Genomic DNA, 14,934 nt, shown 5'->3' on the forward strand with positions numbered 1-14,934 from the left:
GAATTAGCCTAATGGCGGAGAACTCATTATGAAAAAAATTCTAGTAACACTGCTGTCGGTCGGTGCACTTCTCAGTGGTGCAGCCATAGCCGAACTCGATAACCCTGGAGGTATTGGCGGGTTAGAATCTCTGCGTGGAGCTTCGGAGCTGGAAACCACTCGACCTGCTGACGACTTCAAAAAATACCCTCGTGAACAGGTCCTGGAAAGTAGCTATGTTTATCAGCCGCCTTTGATTCCTCATAACATTCGGGGATACGAAGTTTCTCTGAATGCAAACAAATGCCTTGCTTGCCACAGCTGGAAAAATGCCAAGGAAATGGGCGCAACAAAAATCAGTGTTACGCACTACGTAAACCGCGAAGATGCGGTGTTGGCTGACATGTCACCAAGACGTTACTTCTGTCTTCAATGTCATGTGCCTCAGGCAAACGCTAACCCACTTGTGGAGAATGAATTCCAAAGTGTTGATTCTCTCAGCAAATGATTTTTAGCGAATTAAGAGGCTGATTATGAAGATATTAAAAACATTTTGGCAACGGTTGAAAACCCCGAGTAAAGCAGCGGCAGGTATTGTACTGTTTATGGGGTTTTCCGGTGGTCTTCTCTTTTGGGGCGCTTTCAACACCGGAATGGAAGCAACCAATACGGAAGAGTTTTGTTCCGCGTGCCACGCCCCGATTGTGGCGGAAATACAGGAAACCATTCACTACTCAAACCGTTCTGGTGTTCGGGCTATTTGTTCTGACTGTCATGTTCCTCACGAATGGACTGATAAGATAGTACGTAAAGTGCAGGCTTCAAAAGAGTTGGTAGCGCATTTTATGGGAACAATAGATACAACAGAGAAGTTTCAGGATCGACGCGCCTACTTGGCAGAGCGTGAATGGGCTCGCTTCAAAAAGAATGATTCGCTCGAATGTCGGAACTGCCATGAGTTTGAATATATGGACTTTTCTGAGCAAAGCACTCGCAGCGCAAAGCAACATTCAACCGCTCTGGCATCAGGTGAAAAAACATGTGTGGACTGCCATAAAGGCATTGCGCACAAACTACCAGACATGCACGGCGTTGAAGGCTGGCAATAAGGAGAAAATCAATGAGTACACTTGAATCTGTGATTTGGCATGTGCTCGGCTACTCTGCCATGCCAATCATCATTCTGACGGGTTTCGCGGGTGTGGCAGCCGTATCTTTGTGGCTGCTTTCCCTAGGAAAAGATAAAGATCCACAGTAGACCCAAGTTTTAGCACCTTTGCTTGCTATGGGCATTTGCCCAAAAGAAAACTCCCACCTTACGGTGGGAGCTTCTTTTTCTAGCCAACTGAGTTGTTAGAGTTATTATCTTAGAATGTATAGTTTAAGCAGTTTCTGCTTCTTCCTCTTTCACGATATCTTCGATAACAGGAAGCGTTTGTTTCACATAATCCCCTGGGGCAACTCGGAGAACTGGGTAGTCTTCATTGCCAACACTAAATGGCTCGCGTTGCTCTTCTGGATTAAAGCCAAGCAACCATTTATGCCAATGTAGCCACCAAGAACCTTCATTGTGTTCAGCGTTAGCCATCCACTCTTCAGCCGTGTCATCCAGGTTATCGTTAGTCCAGTAACCGTACTTTTTCTTATCCGGATGGTTAACAATACCTGCAATGTGACCTGACTCTCCAAGAACAAACGTCTTGTTACCACCAGTCTTTAGCGCACCACGATAGGTTCCCTGCCAAAGCGCAATATGGTCGTCTTTGGTAGAGATGAAGTAGCTTGGAATACGAATCTTATTCAGATCGATCCATACACCACCAATCTTGACGCCTTTGTCTTTAACCAGTTTATTTTCCAGATACAATTCCCTGAGAAGGAAGTTATGTGTTTCCGCGGCTACATTGGTACTGTCGCTGTTCCAGTAAAGCAGGTCGAAATCGACTGGGCTGTTACCTTTTAGGTAGTTATCAATGTAGTAGTTCCAGTACAGACTGTTCTCTCGCAGCAGGCTAAACGTTACGCTCAACGAACGACCATCCATGTAACCTTGGAGATTGTTTTGGGCTTCAATCGCACGTATTACTGTGTCATTGATATAGGCACCAACTTCTCCAGGTTGTGAAAAGTCCAGTAATGTCGTGAAGAATGACGCAGACTTAATGCGTTTTTTCATTCTTTTTGCAGCATAGTACGCAACGGTTGAAGCAAGCACTGTCCCGCCGATGCAGTAACCTGCGGCGTTAATTTGCTCTTGACCGGTAATAGATTCAATTGCACTGACCGCTTTAACCACACCATCTGTCACGTAGTCGCCAAATTCTACCTTAGCCTGAGAAGGACCAGGGTTACGCCAGGACATCATGAATACCGCGTGACCTTGCTCTAGCAACCATTTCACCAGAGAGTTTTTCTCACGCAGATCAAGGATGTAATACTTATTGATAAACGGTGGCACAATTAGCAGCGGTGTTGCATTTACCTGCTTCGTTACCGGGCGATACTGAATCAGCTCAAACAGTTCATTTTGGTAAACAACATCACCTTGAGTATTAGCCACATGTTCGCCAATTTGGAATGCATCCGTATTAGTCATACGAATCTTCAAAATATCGGCACTAGCTTCTACATCTTCTTTGAAGTGCTGCAAACCTGTCAGTAAGTTCTCGCCATTTTGTTCCATTGTAAGCTTAAGCAACTCCGGGTTGGTCGCGATAAAGTTGCTTGGAGATAAAGCGTTAATGGTTTGGCGAGAGAAAAAGTTCAGCCTTTCTTTGGTTTTTTCATCCAGACCTTCAACTGAGTTGATTGTGTCTAGATATGTGCGGCTAAACAACAGATAGGACTGCTTAATAAAATTATAAAACGCATCATCTTGCCACGCTTTATCTTGAAATCTCTTGTCCCCTTTTTCGGCTTCAACAACAGATTCCTGGTTCGCTTGCAGCGCAACTTTTTGCCAAATCTCTAGTTGCTGTTCCCACCATTTAGTTTGAACTTCAAGAAGAGCAGCTGGCTGCTGAGCGGCTTTTTCGAATAACTCTGTTGTATCTTCTAGGCTGATTTCGTGCATCGCCTTATTAAGAGGGGTATTGACGGCTGCCTTGCCTTGCTCAAGATCTTTCCACCATTGCTGGTTGCTCTCTTGGAGCTTAACAAGGTAGTCCGAAAAGAAGTTTTGAAACATGATAAAACCCTTTCTTCGGATCAAAAAAACGCCACCCGTAAGGGTGGCGCCCTCATCTTAAGCTGGAGTAGAAGCTTTCAGACTTTCAGAAGTGATTTGCTCAACGTCTTCTTTGAATTCATTAGCAATGGATTGAAGCTTGTTGCTGTCGTCCATAAGCTGTTGAGAAAGACGAGTAATAACAGACAGTTGCTGATTACTGAAAGAAGCCAGAGAAGCCACATCTTTCACTTCACCTGCCGCTTTAAGCTGAGCAAGACCTAAATCGCTGTATGAACGTAGTGCATTTAGGTGAAGTTCAGTAATTACTTCAGCATTTTTGGTGAATAGTTTGTTGATTTTTGTGTAAGGTTCGAACGTTTTTTCAGTTTGATCGGTAAAAGCTTTAAAAATGTCAGTGTACATAGTGTCTCTCCTGATAAACAAATTTCCATTAAGTGAATCGATATTTCCCAATAAGTGAATCGATATTTCCCAATAAGGGCTCCTGCCCCAATGGGTAAAACAGTTGTTAACTGCGTTTCAGTACTACTGCAGTGCCCATTCCACCGCCGATACAAAGTGAAGCCACTCCGGTACTGCTGTTTTGGCGCTTCATTTCATGAACCAGAGATACAATGATTCGATTTCCAGATGCCCCTAGTGGGTGCCCCAGTGCAATTGCACCGCCATTAAAGTTGGCCTTGGATAAGATGGTCTCTTTATCCACTTCATGGTGTTCCGCAAGCTGGTAAACCACACCCAGTGCCTGAGCAGCAAAGGCTTCGTTTAACTCAAATACGTCTACATCTGAAATGGATAATTCAGCTTTGCTCAAAGCACTCGTTACGGCTTTGACTGGTCCTAACCCCATTACTTTAGGGTCCAGACCTGTTTGTGCGTAGCTTGCCAACTCGCAAAGCGGGGTCAGGTTTAATCTCTTAACGGCACTTTCCGATGCCACTACCAGTGCACTTGCACCGTCATTGATGCCAGAAGCATTCCCAGCGGTCACAGTACCTTCACGGTCAAAAGCAGGTCTTAGTTTTTGCAGCCCAGCAAGACTAGCATCGGATTTAGGGTACTCATCGGTGTCAAACACAATCGTTTCACGACGCTGTTTCACTTCAACCGGAACAATCTCATCTTTGAATTTTCCAGCTTCAATGGCTGCCACTGCTTTTTGCTGGCTAGATAGTGCAAATTGATCTTGCACCTCACGAGACAATCCAACTTCCTTGGCAATGTTTTCGGCAGTGACTCCCATGTGGTACTGGTTATAAACATCTGTCAAACCGTCGGAAATCAGTAGATCTTTAAAACTGATATCACCCATTTTCTGACCTTGACGTAGGCTTGCTGGAGCAGCAAATGGGATTTGAGACATCACTTCAACGCCTGCAGCGACAACGACTTCGGCGTCTCCGCTGCGAATGTGTGATGCGGCATCCATAAGGGTTTTCATGCCACTTCCACACACCATATTGAGTGTGTATGCAGGGGTAGTTTCTGGAACACCGGCAAAGATTGCAGCCTGACGACCGACACCCATGCCCTGACCAGCACCAACAACATTACCTACAATCACTTCGTCGACTTCGGTTGGGTTTACATTGGCGGCTTCAAGCGCACCTTTGATCGCGGCAGCACCTAATTCACCTGCTGATGTGTTTTTTAATGTTCCACCAAACGCACCGATAGCCGTACGCTTCGCAGAAACGATGTATACCTTTTCCATTTTTTAATTCCTTCTGAAGTTAACTCATGTACAGGCCGCCATTGACTGACAAAGTTTCGCCAGTAATGTAAGCCGCTGCATCGCTTGCCAAATAGCTGACCGCTTTCGCAATCTCATCTGGTTGAGCTAGCCTCTTCATTGGAATTTCGTTTTTAATGGTTTCCAGTACGTCTTCACGGATGGCAGTGACCATTGGTGTTGCCGTATACCCAGGAGCGACAGCATTAACTGTAACGCCTGAACGCGCACCTTCGGCTGCCAGTGATTTGGTAAAGCCGATCATGCCAGCTTTTGCAGCCGCGTAGTTCGCCTGACCAAATTGCCCCTTTAGACCATTTACTGAGGTAATGTTGATGATTCGCCCACCCCCCTTTTCGCACATAGCGGCAAAAAGCGGTTGGGTAACGTTGAATAAGCTGTTCAGGTTTGTATCGATAACATCAAACCAGCTGTCAGCCGACATTTTTTTGAAGACACCGTCTCGGGTAATCCCAGCGTTGTTAACAACAACATCAGGTGTACCTTCTTCTCTGAGAAGTTTTTCAAGCCTTTCACTGCACTCAGCAGTGTTAGTAACATCAAGTTCAAATAGTACAACCTGATCTTCCGTGAATTGCTTCTCATCGAACCATTCTTTTGCACACTTATAGTTACCAGTGTAATAGGTCGCGATAATACGATAACCTTCACTAACTAATTGCGTACTAATAGCCGACCCGATTCCACCCTTGGAACCAGTGATCAAAGCGAGTTTTTCCATTAATGACTCCGTTCTTACAACAAGCGTGACGCAAGACGTCAAAACCAACTGACGTTATTTTTAACGCCTCAATGAGATTTATTCTTAGAGCTTTTTTAATACGTCTTAAAGACTCTTATTTGTTATTTAATTTAATTCGAGACTGTGACGTTTTTATTGCTTGATATTTAAAATAAGCAACATTTTTAATAAATCCACACACAAAGTTTAGTTTATTAGAAAAACAAGATCACAGTCTCAAATATCAGGTACTTATGTTAACAAAACGGTGAACAAGAAAAACACTGTTTACATTTTTTATACATAACAGTGCAATTCTTAATCCATTATTATATTTTTCAGTAGGTTAAGTGACTATATTTATAGATGTATAATTTAATTAAATTACTAAGGGATATGTTATTTAGGAAGTAAAATTAATTCTAATAGAAATAAAAACCATATAGTTCATTCAATTATATTGACATAAATATCAGGTTTTTTATTAATGAGAGAAAATAAAGGCTTTTTATAAAATAAAGGGCAGCAATAATGTGCTGCCCTTTATTATTAAAAATAATATTAAAACGTAAAACCTAAACTTGCTGAAGCACCAAATTGGTTATTTCCAGCATAACTACCTGCTAGGTCAATATTTACTACGTCAAATGGGCTTAGCCCTAAGCCAAATGTAACAGAATTATCTACTGTACTCTTAGTATCCATTTCGTAGCCCACTCTTAACTGAGCCCAGTCCCAGGCGTTGGCTTCTGCCCCTAATCGAACAAACTGAGTATCATCCGCTACACCTACAAAACGCGTTTGCGATGTTAGATCAGCATCTGCCGCTACAGTGAAAAATTCCGTTGTGTATGCAGCACCAACCGTCATCTGAGGCTTCAATTCGTAAACGTATTTGGTGTCGGTTGTGATCGACTGCTTCATGATGTCTTTGATGGCAAATGCCGCTCTGAAGTTACCAAGAAGCCATACTGCGCCTAGGTCAATGTTGAACGCAGATTCGTTAGTTTCACCTTTATCGTACTCATCAAGCTCAAAGTCGTTTACGTTGATGTTTTGAGAGTATGTGGTGAGCTTTTGGAACTTAGGAGTGATACCAAGAGAAACTCGCTGACCAGCTAGATCAAGCTGCTTTGCCAGCGCGAGACCCACTTCTGTGTAGCCGAATGCGACCAGATCAACATTGGTATCCTGTATACGCTGATTCGTATCGGTAAGGCTGTCTGAGACCTTGTTTGCCACGTCTGTCACACCGATAATTTCAACATAACCAGACGTAAACAGGTTGGCTGCCACCAGGTTAGTTGGCAATGCGGCAGCAACGCCAATATTTCCTGATGCTGTAAGAGGCTTATGCCCTGCCAGAGAGTCCAGGTGACCATTAAGCTCGGCTAATAGATCGGTAGAAGGTGAGCTCTGTACTTTTTTATAAGTTTTTTGCACGTCATCAATGACTTCTATCGCATTATCGGTATCACGAACTTTCACCCCACCGGCGGGGATTAGAATTGCAAAATCGTCAGATTCATCGATAACTGCCGCCAAGGCAGGGTTATAAAATGGGGCGACTAAATACTCACCTGAAGCCACACCCGTATTTCCCATACCATTCCCTCTGCCATCAGCTACGTGATTGGCTGCAGAAACGGAAAGAGACAGCAAAGACAAACCAAAACCCACTGCATATTTGTTATTCATAACGATATCCAATTTTATTTATTTTATAGCTCAATGAATTATAAAATTCATTCATGGAATGAAACTCACTTTCCATTCAATTAAATATTTTAATGTATAAATTCGCAACTAGCTTCTGATTTGTGTGATTTACAACCAAGTTTTATAAGTTGAAGGCTAAGGTAAAGCAGGAAGGATTTCTAAAGAAGTGGGTAATCTATGGGTCAAAATCATCCGCTCTTTCTGACTTTTTGAAAGGCGTTTGATTTTGTATTCGAGTTTCATTGCTGTACTTTTAGAATCGGCAATATAAAACCATTCAAGGGTTAACGGGGTTTTCCCTCTTAAAAATTTAGCGCCTTTTCCGGATTGATGCTGACGAAACCGACGAATCATATGGTCGGTTACGCCACAATAAAGAGAGGAGTTTTTGTCCCTGATAAGATAGACAAACCAGGGATTACTTTTAATCATTGATTTACAAGTGATCGGATTTGAGAAAGTGATACTTTCAGCTCTTCAATTTCATTTCTTAGCTCAGACACTTCATTCTCTAGCGCTTGAATTCGCGAATTGTCACCGACGGGCTCCGAAGCAACAGGTAATGATTCAATATCAACTTCACCGCAGAACAAATGCTGGTAGCGTGACTCTCGTTTGCCAGGCTCTCTAGGCAGCTTTACAACTAGCGCTCCCTCTTCGCGATTTGCCATCGCTTCAAGCACTGCTTCCGTTTCTTTTACATCTGCAAAAGTACACAGCCTGTTGGTGCGCGTTCTGAGTTCTCCGGGTGTCTGAGCACCTCGAAGCAGCATACAACACACTACACCTTTCTCCTGCTCAGTCAGTTTCAAACTGCCAAATTCAGTATTACAGAAACGGTGCTGATATTTTGCGGCACGAGCATTGAAGCTACTTTCGTCTGTGACGAGACGGCGCTGCATCAGTGAGTCCAATGCATTTTGCACATCACTTTCACTAAGCGAGAGGACAGGTTCCCGATTGCTTTTTTGGTTGCACGCCGAAGTCAGGCTGTTTAGCGTTAGGGGATAATGATCAGGCGTTGTGACTTCCTTTTCTATCAAACAACCTATTACCCGAGCTTCTATCGCGTTCAATTCAATGCTCATTCGACTTTCCTTCTTAATTCGTTCCTATTGATAACCAAACCTGCTCAGTGATTTGTAACCAATGGGATTCGCTGTGGCTTGCCATCCAAAGATAGAACAATAATTTTACTGCGGCTGAGTTCTATTTCGGTGAGTTCCTGCAACTGACGCCCTGTTTTGTAGGATGAACTTAACTTTTCTCTCTTAGAATGAGAGCTGTTTTCGGGTTCTAAATCGTCCTGAGGCGTCATAGTATCTTTAAAACTTATAAAAAGAGAAAAGAATGATATAGCGGTTATCCGCGTTAAGACAACTCTTGTCGAAGTGGATGCCTAAAAATTCGTCATAAGACGCAAGGGATTGATCTAAAGTCTGTTAAGCCAACCAGCATTGTGTTTTAATCGAAAAAAGTTACTCATTTTGATTTTTGAGGTAAAAATCCCATGAACAACGTTTTTGAAATCGTTAACCAAGCTCGTCGTAAGAACAAGCTAAAACGTGAACTTCAAGACAACGAAAAGAAAATCCGCGATAACTCTAAGCGTGTTGATCTTCTTGAAAACCTGCTTGACTACATCAAGCCTGAAATGAAGCACGATGAAATTGTCGCTATCATCAAGAACATGAAAGCGGACTACGAAGATCGTGTTGACGATCACATCATTAAGAGTGCTGAAATCTCTAAAGTTCGCCGTGACATCAGCCGCAAAATTCGCGAGCTGACTGAAGCAGACAAACAAACTCAAGGCAAAAAATAAACTGCCTGACTGTCTGCACCCTGATTTTCAGGGTTAGCACTCGTACGTACAAAGCCTCTGCTTAGCAGGGGCTTTTTAGTGTCTGTTGAAAAAAACATTCACCTAATCTAACCGATTCATTGCATTCATTACTTCAACAAATATCGGTATGAGGAAATTTTTTTCTGCGTTTAACGTTTGCGTAATCGCTTACTCTCACTTTCCTTAATCCACTGTATTCCCGAGTAAATCAAGCCTTGGTATAGTGACGAAAAATGACCATTCGGGGCACGGATAACCCCCTTTATCTCATGAAGAGAAGAATTGGTAGCGGTAAACACCGATGAGAATAAGAGGGTCAATTTATGGAATTTAGCACTGTTGAAATTTTGGGGTATGCGTCTTCTATCATGGTAGCGATCTCGCTAATGATGAAAGACATCGTACTGCTGCGTGTACTTAACTTTATTGGATGTGCACTGTTCACCACTTACGGTTTAATGATCGATGCAATGCCAGTTGTTGTAACAAATGGCTTTATCGCATGTGTGAATGTCTACTTCCTGCTGAAGATGTACAACGAGAAAAAAGCAGCCAGTCTGGAAACAGCCAAAGCCTGATAAGCTGAATCGTTTATAAGAAAAGCCAGTGTCTTCACTGGCTTTTCTACTTTCTGGTTGATTAGAGTCTGTTGACCTTGTTATTTTTTAACGCCATCCAGACGCTTTCCCATACTCACTGACTCATCAATGCTATAGCCTAAGTATTCGTAGAATTGAATGACTTTGGCGTTAGTGTTTCTGACCTGAAGATTTATCTTGGGGCACCCTTTTTCCTTTAACCGTCGCTCAAGATCTTCCATAAGTAAGCGTCCTGCTCCGGTTCCCTGATATTCAGGATCCACAGCTAGGTAGTTTGCCCACCCTCGGTGACCTTCGTATCCCCCCATAACAGACGCGACAACCTTGCCACTTTCTTCCATAACCAGAAACAGCTCCTTATCGTGAGCCACTTTAATATCGATGTCCTTGCTTGGGTCGTTCCAGGGAACCACTAATCCGCAAGCTCGCCATATTGCTATGATGCTTTGTTTGTCTGAAGGCTGATACGTCCTGATATTCATTCGCAATCCTTTTCTATAACACTGATTTTCTAGCTTATTACAAAGTACCTAAATAAAAAGGCTAGGAGAACCCCCTAGCCTTTGATATTTATGAATTTTTATAAATTAAGGTCTGTGGACCTTAAGTACTTAAAGCAGAATAAATAATCCTGCCAAGCACGCACTCATCAGGTTTGCCAGTGTGCCTGCAAGTACCGCTTTGAAACCTAAGTTTGCCACCTCAGAGCGACGCTCTGGCGCGATCACACCAATTGAACCTAGCTGAATGGCGATAGAGCCAATATTGGCAAACCCACATAATGCAAACGTAACAATCACTTGAGTGTGCTCAGACAGCTTCTCCTTGTTCGCCACAAAGTCGATAAACGCAACAAACTCGTTCATCACCACTTTCTGACCAATATAAGAACCAGCAGCCAACACTTCGCTGCCCGGAACACCAATCACCCACGCTAGAGGCGCAAATATATAGCCGAATATGGCTTGCAAAGTGATGCCACTGAAGCCACCCCATTCGCCAAGTGTTTCAAGACCGGTATTGACCATCGCGATGACACTCACGAATGCAATCAGCATAGTGCCGACAGCAACGGCTACTTTCATACCATTCATGGCACCACTGGCAAGTGCATCAATAACATTGCTCTGTTCTGCTTTATCCATTTCAACATCAAGCTGCTGCGATGGTGTTCCTTGCTCCGGAACCAGAATCTTAGCCATCAGTAAGCTACCCGGTGCCGCCATGAAGCTTGCCGCTATCAAGTACTTCAGCTCCACACCCAGCCCAGCGTATCCGCCCAGAACACTGCCCGCGACCGATGCCATACCACCAGCCATTACGGCAAACAGTTCAGAACGCGTCATTTTTGACAAGAACGGACGAACCAATAGCGGAGATTCACCCTGAGACAAAAAGATATTACCAGTCGCAACTAACGACTCTGCTTTACTGGTTCCCAGAAATTTCTGAATGCCGCCACCAATAAACTCGATGACTTTCTGCATAATGCCAAGGTAATAGAGCGCGGAAATCAAAGCACTGAAAAAGATAATGATTGGAAGAACACGGATTGCAAAAATAAACCCACTACTCGCCAGATCACCAAAGAGAAAAGCGATGCCCTCGTCAGCAAACCCCAACAGGCTGGATACACCGTTGCTCAGATTGGTCAAAGCCAACTGTCCCCAAGGAAAGTACAGGACAAGTGCCGCAAAACCAACCTGAAGGATCAACGCTCTGGATACCGTTTTCCAGTTAATGGCTTTGCGATTCTCTGAGAAAGCGTAGGCGCAAATCAGTAGGGTAATAACACCCAAAATGCTAAAAAGAATGTTCATTATCAACCCTGTTATCGAATGGAAATTGAAGAAGCGCCCAAGCGCAATTCAGACAGTAAATGGCAGGGTTGTGATGGCGCGGAACTGAACCACCCCAGAATGGAATTGGAAAAAATCGTCATTGCGGATTCACCTTTACAAGCAGTTAAAATTAGCTGGTCCGGTCCGTGGGGTCATTCACATGCTTAGAATCTGTTGACTCTCGTTAGCAATCCTTGTGACGGCTTGTATTGGTTATGCAAAACGTATCAATCACAAAAGATCAACACGCCTCTATATCGCCTGTTCAAATCAATAAAACAGCCGAATGTGCCAGCTTCGGCTTATAACCGAGCGAGAAGTATAGCGGCACAAATGAGAACTTCATCACATATTTTCACGCAAACGTTCAAGCGTATGAATAATGTTCAAACTACGCTTTACTATTGTTTTCAATGGGTCATGGCATTTGATTTCCACCATTAGAAAAATTTTTTAGATTTTTTTTGTGAATATGTCTTTTGAGCCGATCGTTGTTCGTCATGTCAATGAAAAGCAGTTGGGCTTTTTCATTTAAAGGAGAATTATCATGACACTTACTACGATATTAATGGCGGCTGTAGGCATACTGGCAGTATTAGCATTGGCAACTCTTTTGTTACCCAGACACATTGAAGTCGAAAGACAATCTATGTTGCCTAAGCAAGCCAAAGACATCATCAATCTGGCTGCTTCAAACAAGGGATACCAGAAATTCAATCCATATAAATCGGCTGACCCAGATTTAAGTATTCAACATTTTGGCCCGGAGAATGGAATCGGTTCTGGTTTTCACTTTAACGAAAAAGATGGCAAAGGCAGCCAGGTGGTTTCATCTGTCACGAATCACTCTGTTCAGTACAGTATTGATCTTGGAGCAATGGGGCAGCCCACTCAGATCATCAAAGCAGAACCAAAAGAAAATGGTGCACTCGTCACATGGCGCATGGAAATGGATTTAGGGAACAACCCAATTGCTCGAGTATTTGGTTTGTTTATGGACAAGATGGTAGGCAAAACCTTCGAAAAAGGTCTGGATAACCTAGCGAAAGCTGCTTAACCCACCAAATTTAAAACTTAGCGAACTTAAGGAGAAAAACGATGCGCTATACATTTTTACTTTACACCGACCCGGCAGATCTAGCAGACATGACTCAGGAAGACTGGATTGCAGAAAAAGAAGTTTATGGGGCTTACATCGAATCACTGCAAAAAGCAGGAGTGTTTGTCGATACAGACTGGTTGCAGCCAGTTGATACTGCAACCACAGTCACGCTGAAAGACGGGACAAAGCAGGTGCAAGATGGTCCTTTCGCAGAGACACGTGAAACGCTTGGAGGGTTCTTCGTAATCGATGTACCCGATCTGGATGCTGCTATGGTTTGGGCTGAGAAGTGCCCTGCTGCAAAACGCGGGAAAGTTGAAATTCGCTGCTCAGCAATGGATTCACTATGAGCAAAGAATATCGTGCCGCCGAAATGGCGGCACGTTCTTCATACGGAAAGCTGCTGGCGTATCTGTCATCCAGAACCCATGACATTGCGCTCGCTGAAGACGCATTAGCCGAAGCCTTTACTAAAGCACTCAGCCACTGGAAAGAGAACGGCATCCCGAACAACCCAGAAGCCTGGTTGATGACAGTCGCCAAAAACAAGATCACGGATCGCCAACGTCAATTGGTTCGCTTTCCCGAAGAACCAGAAATTGAAGAGGAAGCGAACATGGAATCCGACTCCCCCGCTCTGCCAGACAAGAGACTCGAGCTGATGATGGTTTGTGCTCACCCAGCCATATCAGCGGATTTACATACGCCTCTGATGCTGCAAACTGTTCTGGGAATTGAAGCAAAAGTGATCGCCAGACTCTTTATGTATCCCCCTGCTGCGCTGGCAAAACGCCTCGTCAGAGCAAAAGCCAAGGTACGTGACTCTGGCATCCCCTTTCAGGTCCCAGATCCTTCTCAGTTACCTTCACGTTGCAAGACAATATACGAAGCCATTTATGCTCTACACACCTACGACTGGCTAGATCCAAACGATACTTTTGGTGAAGAGGCATTGTATCTGGCGGACCTTCTTGTTTCTTTCGTTCCTGACGATCCGGAAGCCAAAGGGCTTGCTGCTCTGATTGCCTTTGGACACGCGCGACGGTTAGCCAGAATTCATGAACAGACCTTGGTCCCCGTTGAAAAGCAAGACATGACTCTGTGGGACGACAGCCTTTCACTGTATGCTCAACGTAAACTGAAGGACGCACATGCGTTAAATCGCGTTGGTCGCTTCCAGATTGAAGCCGCGATTCAGTCGGTTCATCAGGCTAGAAAGTCTTCCGGAATAACGGACTGGGAAGCCCTGAGTAAGCTTTATCCCGCGTTAATTCAGTTTGCTCCTTCTGTTGGCGCGAAGGTGGCTTATTCTGTTGTAGTGGCTAAACACTTTGGTTACGAGAAAGGGCTCAATCTTGTTCTGGATTTAGAATCTGAAATTGGTTCTGGTTTCCAGCCTCTTTGGGCAACGAAAGCTGAATTCTACCGCAAGCTCTGCCAACCTAATGAAGCCGCCGACTGTTATCAGAAAGCCATTTCGCTCTCGACGGATACGCCAACCATACGATTCCTGGAAAACCAGTTAAATTCAATTAGATTAAACTGATCGCTGAACAGGCTTGTAAATTACCACCTTCTAAAGAAGGTGGCTTTGTGTGAGCCCCCTAAAAGGGGGCCTTTGTTTAGTCCAATGCTAATTGTTGCTGTTCCACGCGCTCTTTCTTCTCCTGATGTCTTACATAACGTCGAATGATTTCTTTATTAATTCCTACACTATCGACAAAATAGCCCCTTTGCCAAAAGTGGTTACCCCAAAGCTTATTTTTCCTCAAATATGGAAACTTACTGAAGAGTTTTAAGGCTATTTTGCCTTTCAATACGCCCATCAACTTGGATATGGATAGCTTGGGTGGAACTTTTACTACTAAGTGCACGTGGCCAATCTGGACGTTCAGCTCGACAACTTCACATCCAAGTTGATTACAGTAAACATTTATACACCGATAAACTTCTTTGCCTACATTGTTCTTCAAGATCCTAAATCGATATTTTGGTGTCCACACTATGTGATATTGACATCTCCAAAATACGTGGGAAGCTTGATTGTATCTGCTCATGTTATTTGTCCTCTTTGACTTCGCTAAAAATCAAGGGAGCATTTAACATGGGTAGAACTACAGGCAAAGCCTAACTGAATGATAACCACCTACTGAAGTAGGTGGTTTAGGGCTAAAAATAAAAAAG

Annotated in this window: 18 protein-coding genes; 8 read left to right on the plus strand and 10 right to left on the minus strand. The window is 43.7% G+C overall.

The annotated features are described in order from the left end of the window. Nucleotides 1-28: 28 nt before the first annotated feature. From INR79_RS25130 to INR79_RS25140, 3 genes are read left to right on the plus strand one after another with little or no spacing between them, the layout of a single operon-like run. Nucleotides 29-487 carry a nitrate reductase cytochrome c-type subunit gene (locus INR79_RS25130; protein ID WP_223097504.1) on the plus strand — a complete coding sequence of 153 codons (459 nt, stop codon included), beginning with the start codon at nt 29-31 and terminating at the stop codon, nt 485-487. Nucleotides 488-512: 25 nt separating this feature from the next. Beyond that, complete coding sequence (locus INR79_RS25135; protein ID WP_223097507.1) at nt 513-1,088, plus strand: NapC/NirT family cytochrome c; 576 nt, start codon at nt 513-515, stop codon at nt 1,086-1,088. Between the two features lie 11 nt (nt 1,089-1,099). Beyond that, on the plus strand, nt 1,100-1,237 hold the full coding sequence (locus INR79_RS25140) for a TIGR02808 family protein (RefSeq protein WP_004398247.1): 138 nt from the start codon (nt 1,100-1,102) through the stop codon (nt 1,235-1,237). Nucleotides 1,238-1,360: 123 nt separating this feature from the next. On the opposite strand, the gene phaC is transcribed toward INR79_RS25140, so the two are convergent. From phaC to INR79_RS25175, 7 genes are all read right to left on the minus strand, one after another. Beyond that, nucleotides 1,361-3,166: a class I poly(R)-hydroxyalkanoic acid synthase gene (gene phaC / locus INR79_RS25145; RefSeq protein WP_223097508.1), complete on the minus strand. Its 1,806-nt coding sequence runs from the start codon at nt 3,164-3,166 to the stop codon at nt 1,361-1,363. Nucleotides 3,167-3,223: 57 nt separating this feature from the next. Beyond that, the gene (locus INR79_RS25150) at nt 3,224-3,571 is read right to left on the minus strand and encodes a phasin family protein (RefSeq protein WP_223097510.1); all 348 of its coding nucleotides are present in this window, start codon (nt 3,569-3,571) and stop codon (nt 3,224-3,226) included. 106 nt (nt 3,572-3,677) lie between these two features. Beyond that, entirely contained in the window at nt 3,678-4,883 is a 1,206-nt protein-coding gene (locus INR79_RS25155) for an acetyl-CoA C-acetyltransferase (RefSeq protein WP_223097511.1), read from the minus strand. Between the two features lie 19 nt (nt 4,884-4,902). Further along, nucleotides 4,903-5,643 (minus strand): SDR family oxidoreductase, encoded by a 741-nt coding sequence (locus tag INR79_RS25160; protein WP_022561563.1) that lies wholly within the window; start codon nt 5,641-5,643, stop codon nt 4,903-4,905. A 561-nt stretch (nt 5,644-6,204) separates the two neighbouring features. Next, nucleotides 6,205-7,341, minus strand: a complete 1,137-nt coding sequence (locus INR79_RS25165; protein WP_022611646.1) for a conjugal transfer protein TraF — start codon at nt 7,339-7,341, stop codon at nt 6,205-6,207. A gap of 156 nt (nt 7,342-7,497) precedes the next feature. Continuing rightward, entirely contained in the window at nt 7,498-7,794 is a 297-nt protein-coding gene (locus INR79_RS25170; RefSeq protein WP_223097512.1) for a GIY-YIG nuclease family protein, read from the minus strand. Continuing rightward, nucleotides 7,791-8,450, minus strand: coding sequence for a YceH family protein (locus INR79_RS25175; RefSeq protein ID WP_022561566.1), 660 nt, complete (start codon nt 8,448-8,450; stop codon nt 7,791-7,793). The genes INR79_RS25170 and INR79_RS25175 overlap by 4 nt, the downstream gene beginning before the upstream one ends. 422 nt (nt 8,451-8,872) lie before the next feature. Here INR79_RS25175 and INR79_RS25180 point away from each other — a divergent pair, with 422 nt between their 5' ends. Together INR79_RS25180 and INR79_RS25185 are read left to right on the plus strand one after the other, a co-directional pair. Next, nucleotides 8,873-9,187 (plus strand): DUF496 family protein, encoded by a 315-nt coding sequence (locus tag INR79_RS25180; protein WP_004398237.1) that lies wholly within the window; start codon nt 8,873-8,875, stop codon nt 9,185-9,187. Between the two features lie 344 nt (nt 9,188-9,531). Beyond that, nucleotides 9,532-9,786 (plus strand): YgjV family protein, encoded by a 255-nt coding sequence (locus INR79_RS25185; RefSeq protein WP_004398236.1) that lies wholly within the window; start codon nt 9,532-9,534, stop codon nt 9,784-9,786. 80 nt (nt 9,787-9,866) lie between these two features. On the opposite strand, the gene INR79_RS25190 is transcribed toward INR79_RS25185, so the two are convergent. Beyond that, nucleotides 9,867-10,289 carry a GNAT family acetyltransferase gene (locus tag INR79_RS25190; RefSeq protein ID WP_223097513.1) on the minus strand — a complete coding sequence of 141 codons (423 nt, stop codon included), beginning with the start codon at nt 10,287-10,289 and terminating at the stop codon, nt 9,867-9,869. 129 nt (nt 10,290-10,418) lie between these two features. Beyond that, the gene (locus tag INR79_RS25195) at nt 10,419-11,627 is read right to left on the minus strand and encodes a NupC/NupG family nucleoside CNT transporter (protein ID WP_223097514.1); all 1,209 of its coding nucleotides are present in this window, start codon (nt 11,625-11,627) and stop codon (nt 10,419-10,421) included. Between the two features lie 568 nt (nt 11,628-12,195). On the opposite strand from INR79_RS25195, the gene INR79_RS25200 reads away from it, so the two are divergent. From INR79_RS25200 to INR79_RS25210, 3 genes are read left to right on the plus strand one after another with little or no spacing between them, the layout of a single operon-like run. Further along, a complete protein-coding gene (locus INR79_RS25200) occupies nt 12,196-12,705 on the plus strand; it encodes an SRPBCC family protein (protein ID WP_223097515.1) in 510 nt (169 codons plus the stop codon). Between the two features lie 41 nt (nt 12,706-12,746). Beyond that, a complete protein-coding gene (locus INR79_RS25205; RefSeq protein ID WP_004398231.1) occupies nt 12,747-13,100 on the plus strand; it encodes a YciI family protein in 354 nt (117 codons plus the stop codon). Continuing rightward, nucleotides 13,097-14,296 (plus strand): RNA polymerase sigma factor, encoded by a 1,200-nt coding sequence (locus INR79_RS25210; protein WP_223097516.1) that lies wholly within the window; start codon nt 13,097-13,099, stop codon nt 14,294-14,296. The genes INR79_RS25205 and INR79_RS25210 overlap by 4 nt, the downstream gene beginning before the upstream one ends. Before the next feature lie 76 nt (nt 14,297-14,372). Here INR79_RS25210 and tnpA read toward each other — a convergent pair whose 3' ends face one another. Then, nucleotides 14,373-14,807 carry an IS200/IS605 family transposase gene (tnpA, locus tag INR79_RS25215; RefSeq protein WP_223097517.1) on the minus strand — a complete coding sequence of 145 codons (435 nt, stop codon included), beginning with the start codon at nt 14,805-14,807 and terminating at the stop codon, nt 14,373-14,375. Between the last annotated feature and the right edge of the window lie 127 nt (nt 14,808-14,934).

The organism is Vibrio sp. SCSIO 43132 (assembly GCF_019904195.1).
Taxonomy (GTDB): Bacteria; Pseudomonadota; Gammaproteobacteria; order Enterobacterales; family Vibrionaceae; genus Vibrio; species Vibrio nigripulchritudo.

Bases quoted from the DNA above. Each gene is read 5' to 3' on its own strand.
- INR79_RS25160 (WP_022561563.1), bottom strand. From the start codon at position 5,643: ATGGAAAAACTCGCTTTGATCACTGGTTCCAAGGGTGGAATCGGGTCG.
- phaC (WP_223097508.1), bottom strand. From the start codon at position 3,166: ATGTTTCAAAACTTCTTTTCGGACTACCTTGTTAAGCTCCAAGAGAGC.
- INR79_RS25140 (WP_004398247.1), top strand. From the start codon at position 1,100: ATGAGTACACTTGAATCTGTGATTTGGCATGTGCTCGGCTACTCTGCC.
- INR79_RS25190 (WP_223097513.1), bottom strand. From the start codon at position 10,289: ATGAATATCAGGACGTATCAGCCTTCAGACAAACAAAGCATCATAGCA.
- INR79_RS25205 (WP_004398231.1), top strand. From the start codon at position 12,747: ATGCGCTATACATTTTTACTTTACACCGACCCGGCAGATCTAGCAGAC.
- INR79_RS25135 (WP_223097507.1), top strand. From the start codon at position 513: ATGAAGATATTAAAAACATTTTGGCAACGGTTGAAAACCCCGAGTAAA.
- INR79_RS25170 (WP_223097512.1), bottom strand. From the start codon at position 7,794: ATGATTAAAAGTAATCCCTGGTTTGTCTATCTTATCAGGGACAAAAAC.
- INR79_RS25210 (WP_223097516.1), top strand. From the start codon at position 13,097: ATGAGCAAAGAATATCGTGCCGCCGAAATGGCGGCACGTTCTTCATAC.
- INR79_RS25130 (WP_223097504.1), top strand. From the start codon at position 29: ATGAAAAAAATTCTAGTAACACTGCTGTCGGTCGGTGCACTTCTCAGT.
- tnpA (WP_223097517.1), bottom strand. From the start codon at position 14,807: ATGAGCAGATACAATCAAGCTTCCCACGTATTTTGGAGATGTCAATAT.
- INR79_RS25165 (WP_022611646.1), bottom strand. From the start codon at position 7,341: ATGAATAACAAATATGCAGTGGGTTTTGGTTTGTCTTTGCTGTCTCTT.
- INR79_RS25180 (WP_004398237.1), top strand. From the start codon at position 8,873: ATGAACAACGTTTTTGAAATCGTTAACCAAGCTCGTCGTAAGAACAAG.
- INR79_RS25200 (WP_223097515.1), top strand. From the start codon at position 12,196: ATGACACTTACTACGATATTAATGGCGGCTGTAGGCATACTGGCAGTA.
- INR79_RS25150 (WP_223097510.1), bottom strand. From the start codon at position 3,571: ATGTACACTGACATTTTTAAAGCTTTTACCGATCAAACTGAAAAAACG.
- INR79_RS25185 (WP_004398236.1), top strand. From the start codon at position 9,532: ATGGAATTTAGCACTGTTGAAATTTTGGGGTATGCGTCTTCTATCATG.
- INR79_RS25175 (WP_022561566.1), bottom strand. From the start codon at position 8,450: ATGAGCATTGAATTGAACGCGATAGAAGCTCGGGTAATAGGTTGTTTG.
- INR79_RS25155 (WP_223097511.1), bottom strand. From the start codon at position 4,883: ATGGAAAAGGTATACATCGTTTCTGCGAAGCGTACGGCTATCGGTGCG.
- INR79_RS25195 (WP_223097514.1), bottom strand. From the start codon at position 11,627: ATGAACATTCTTTTTAGCATTTTGGGTGTTATTACCCTACTGATTTGC.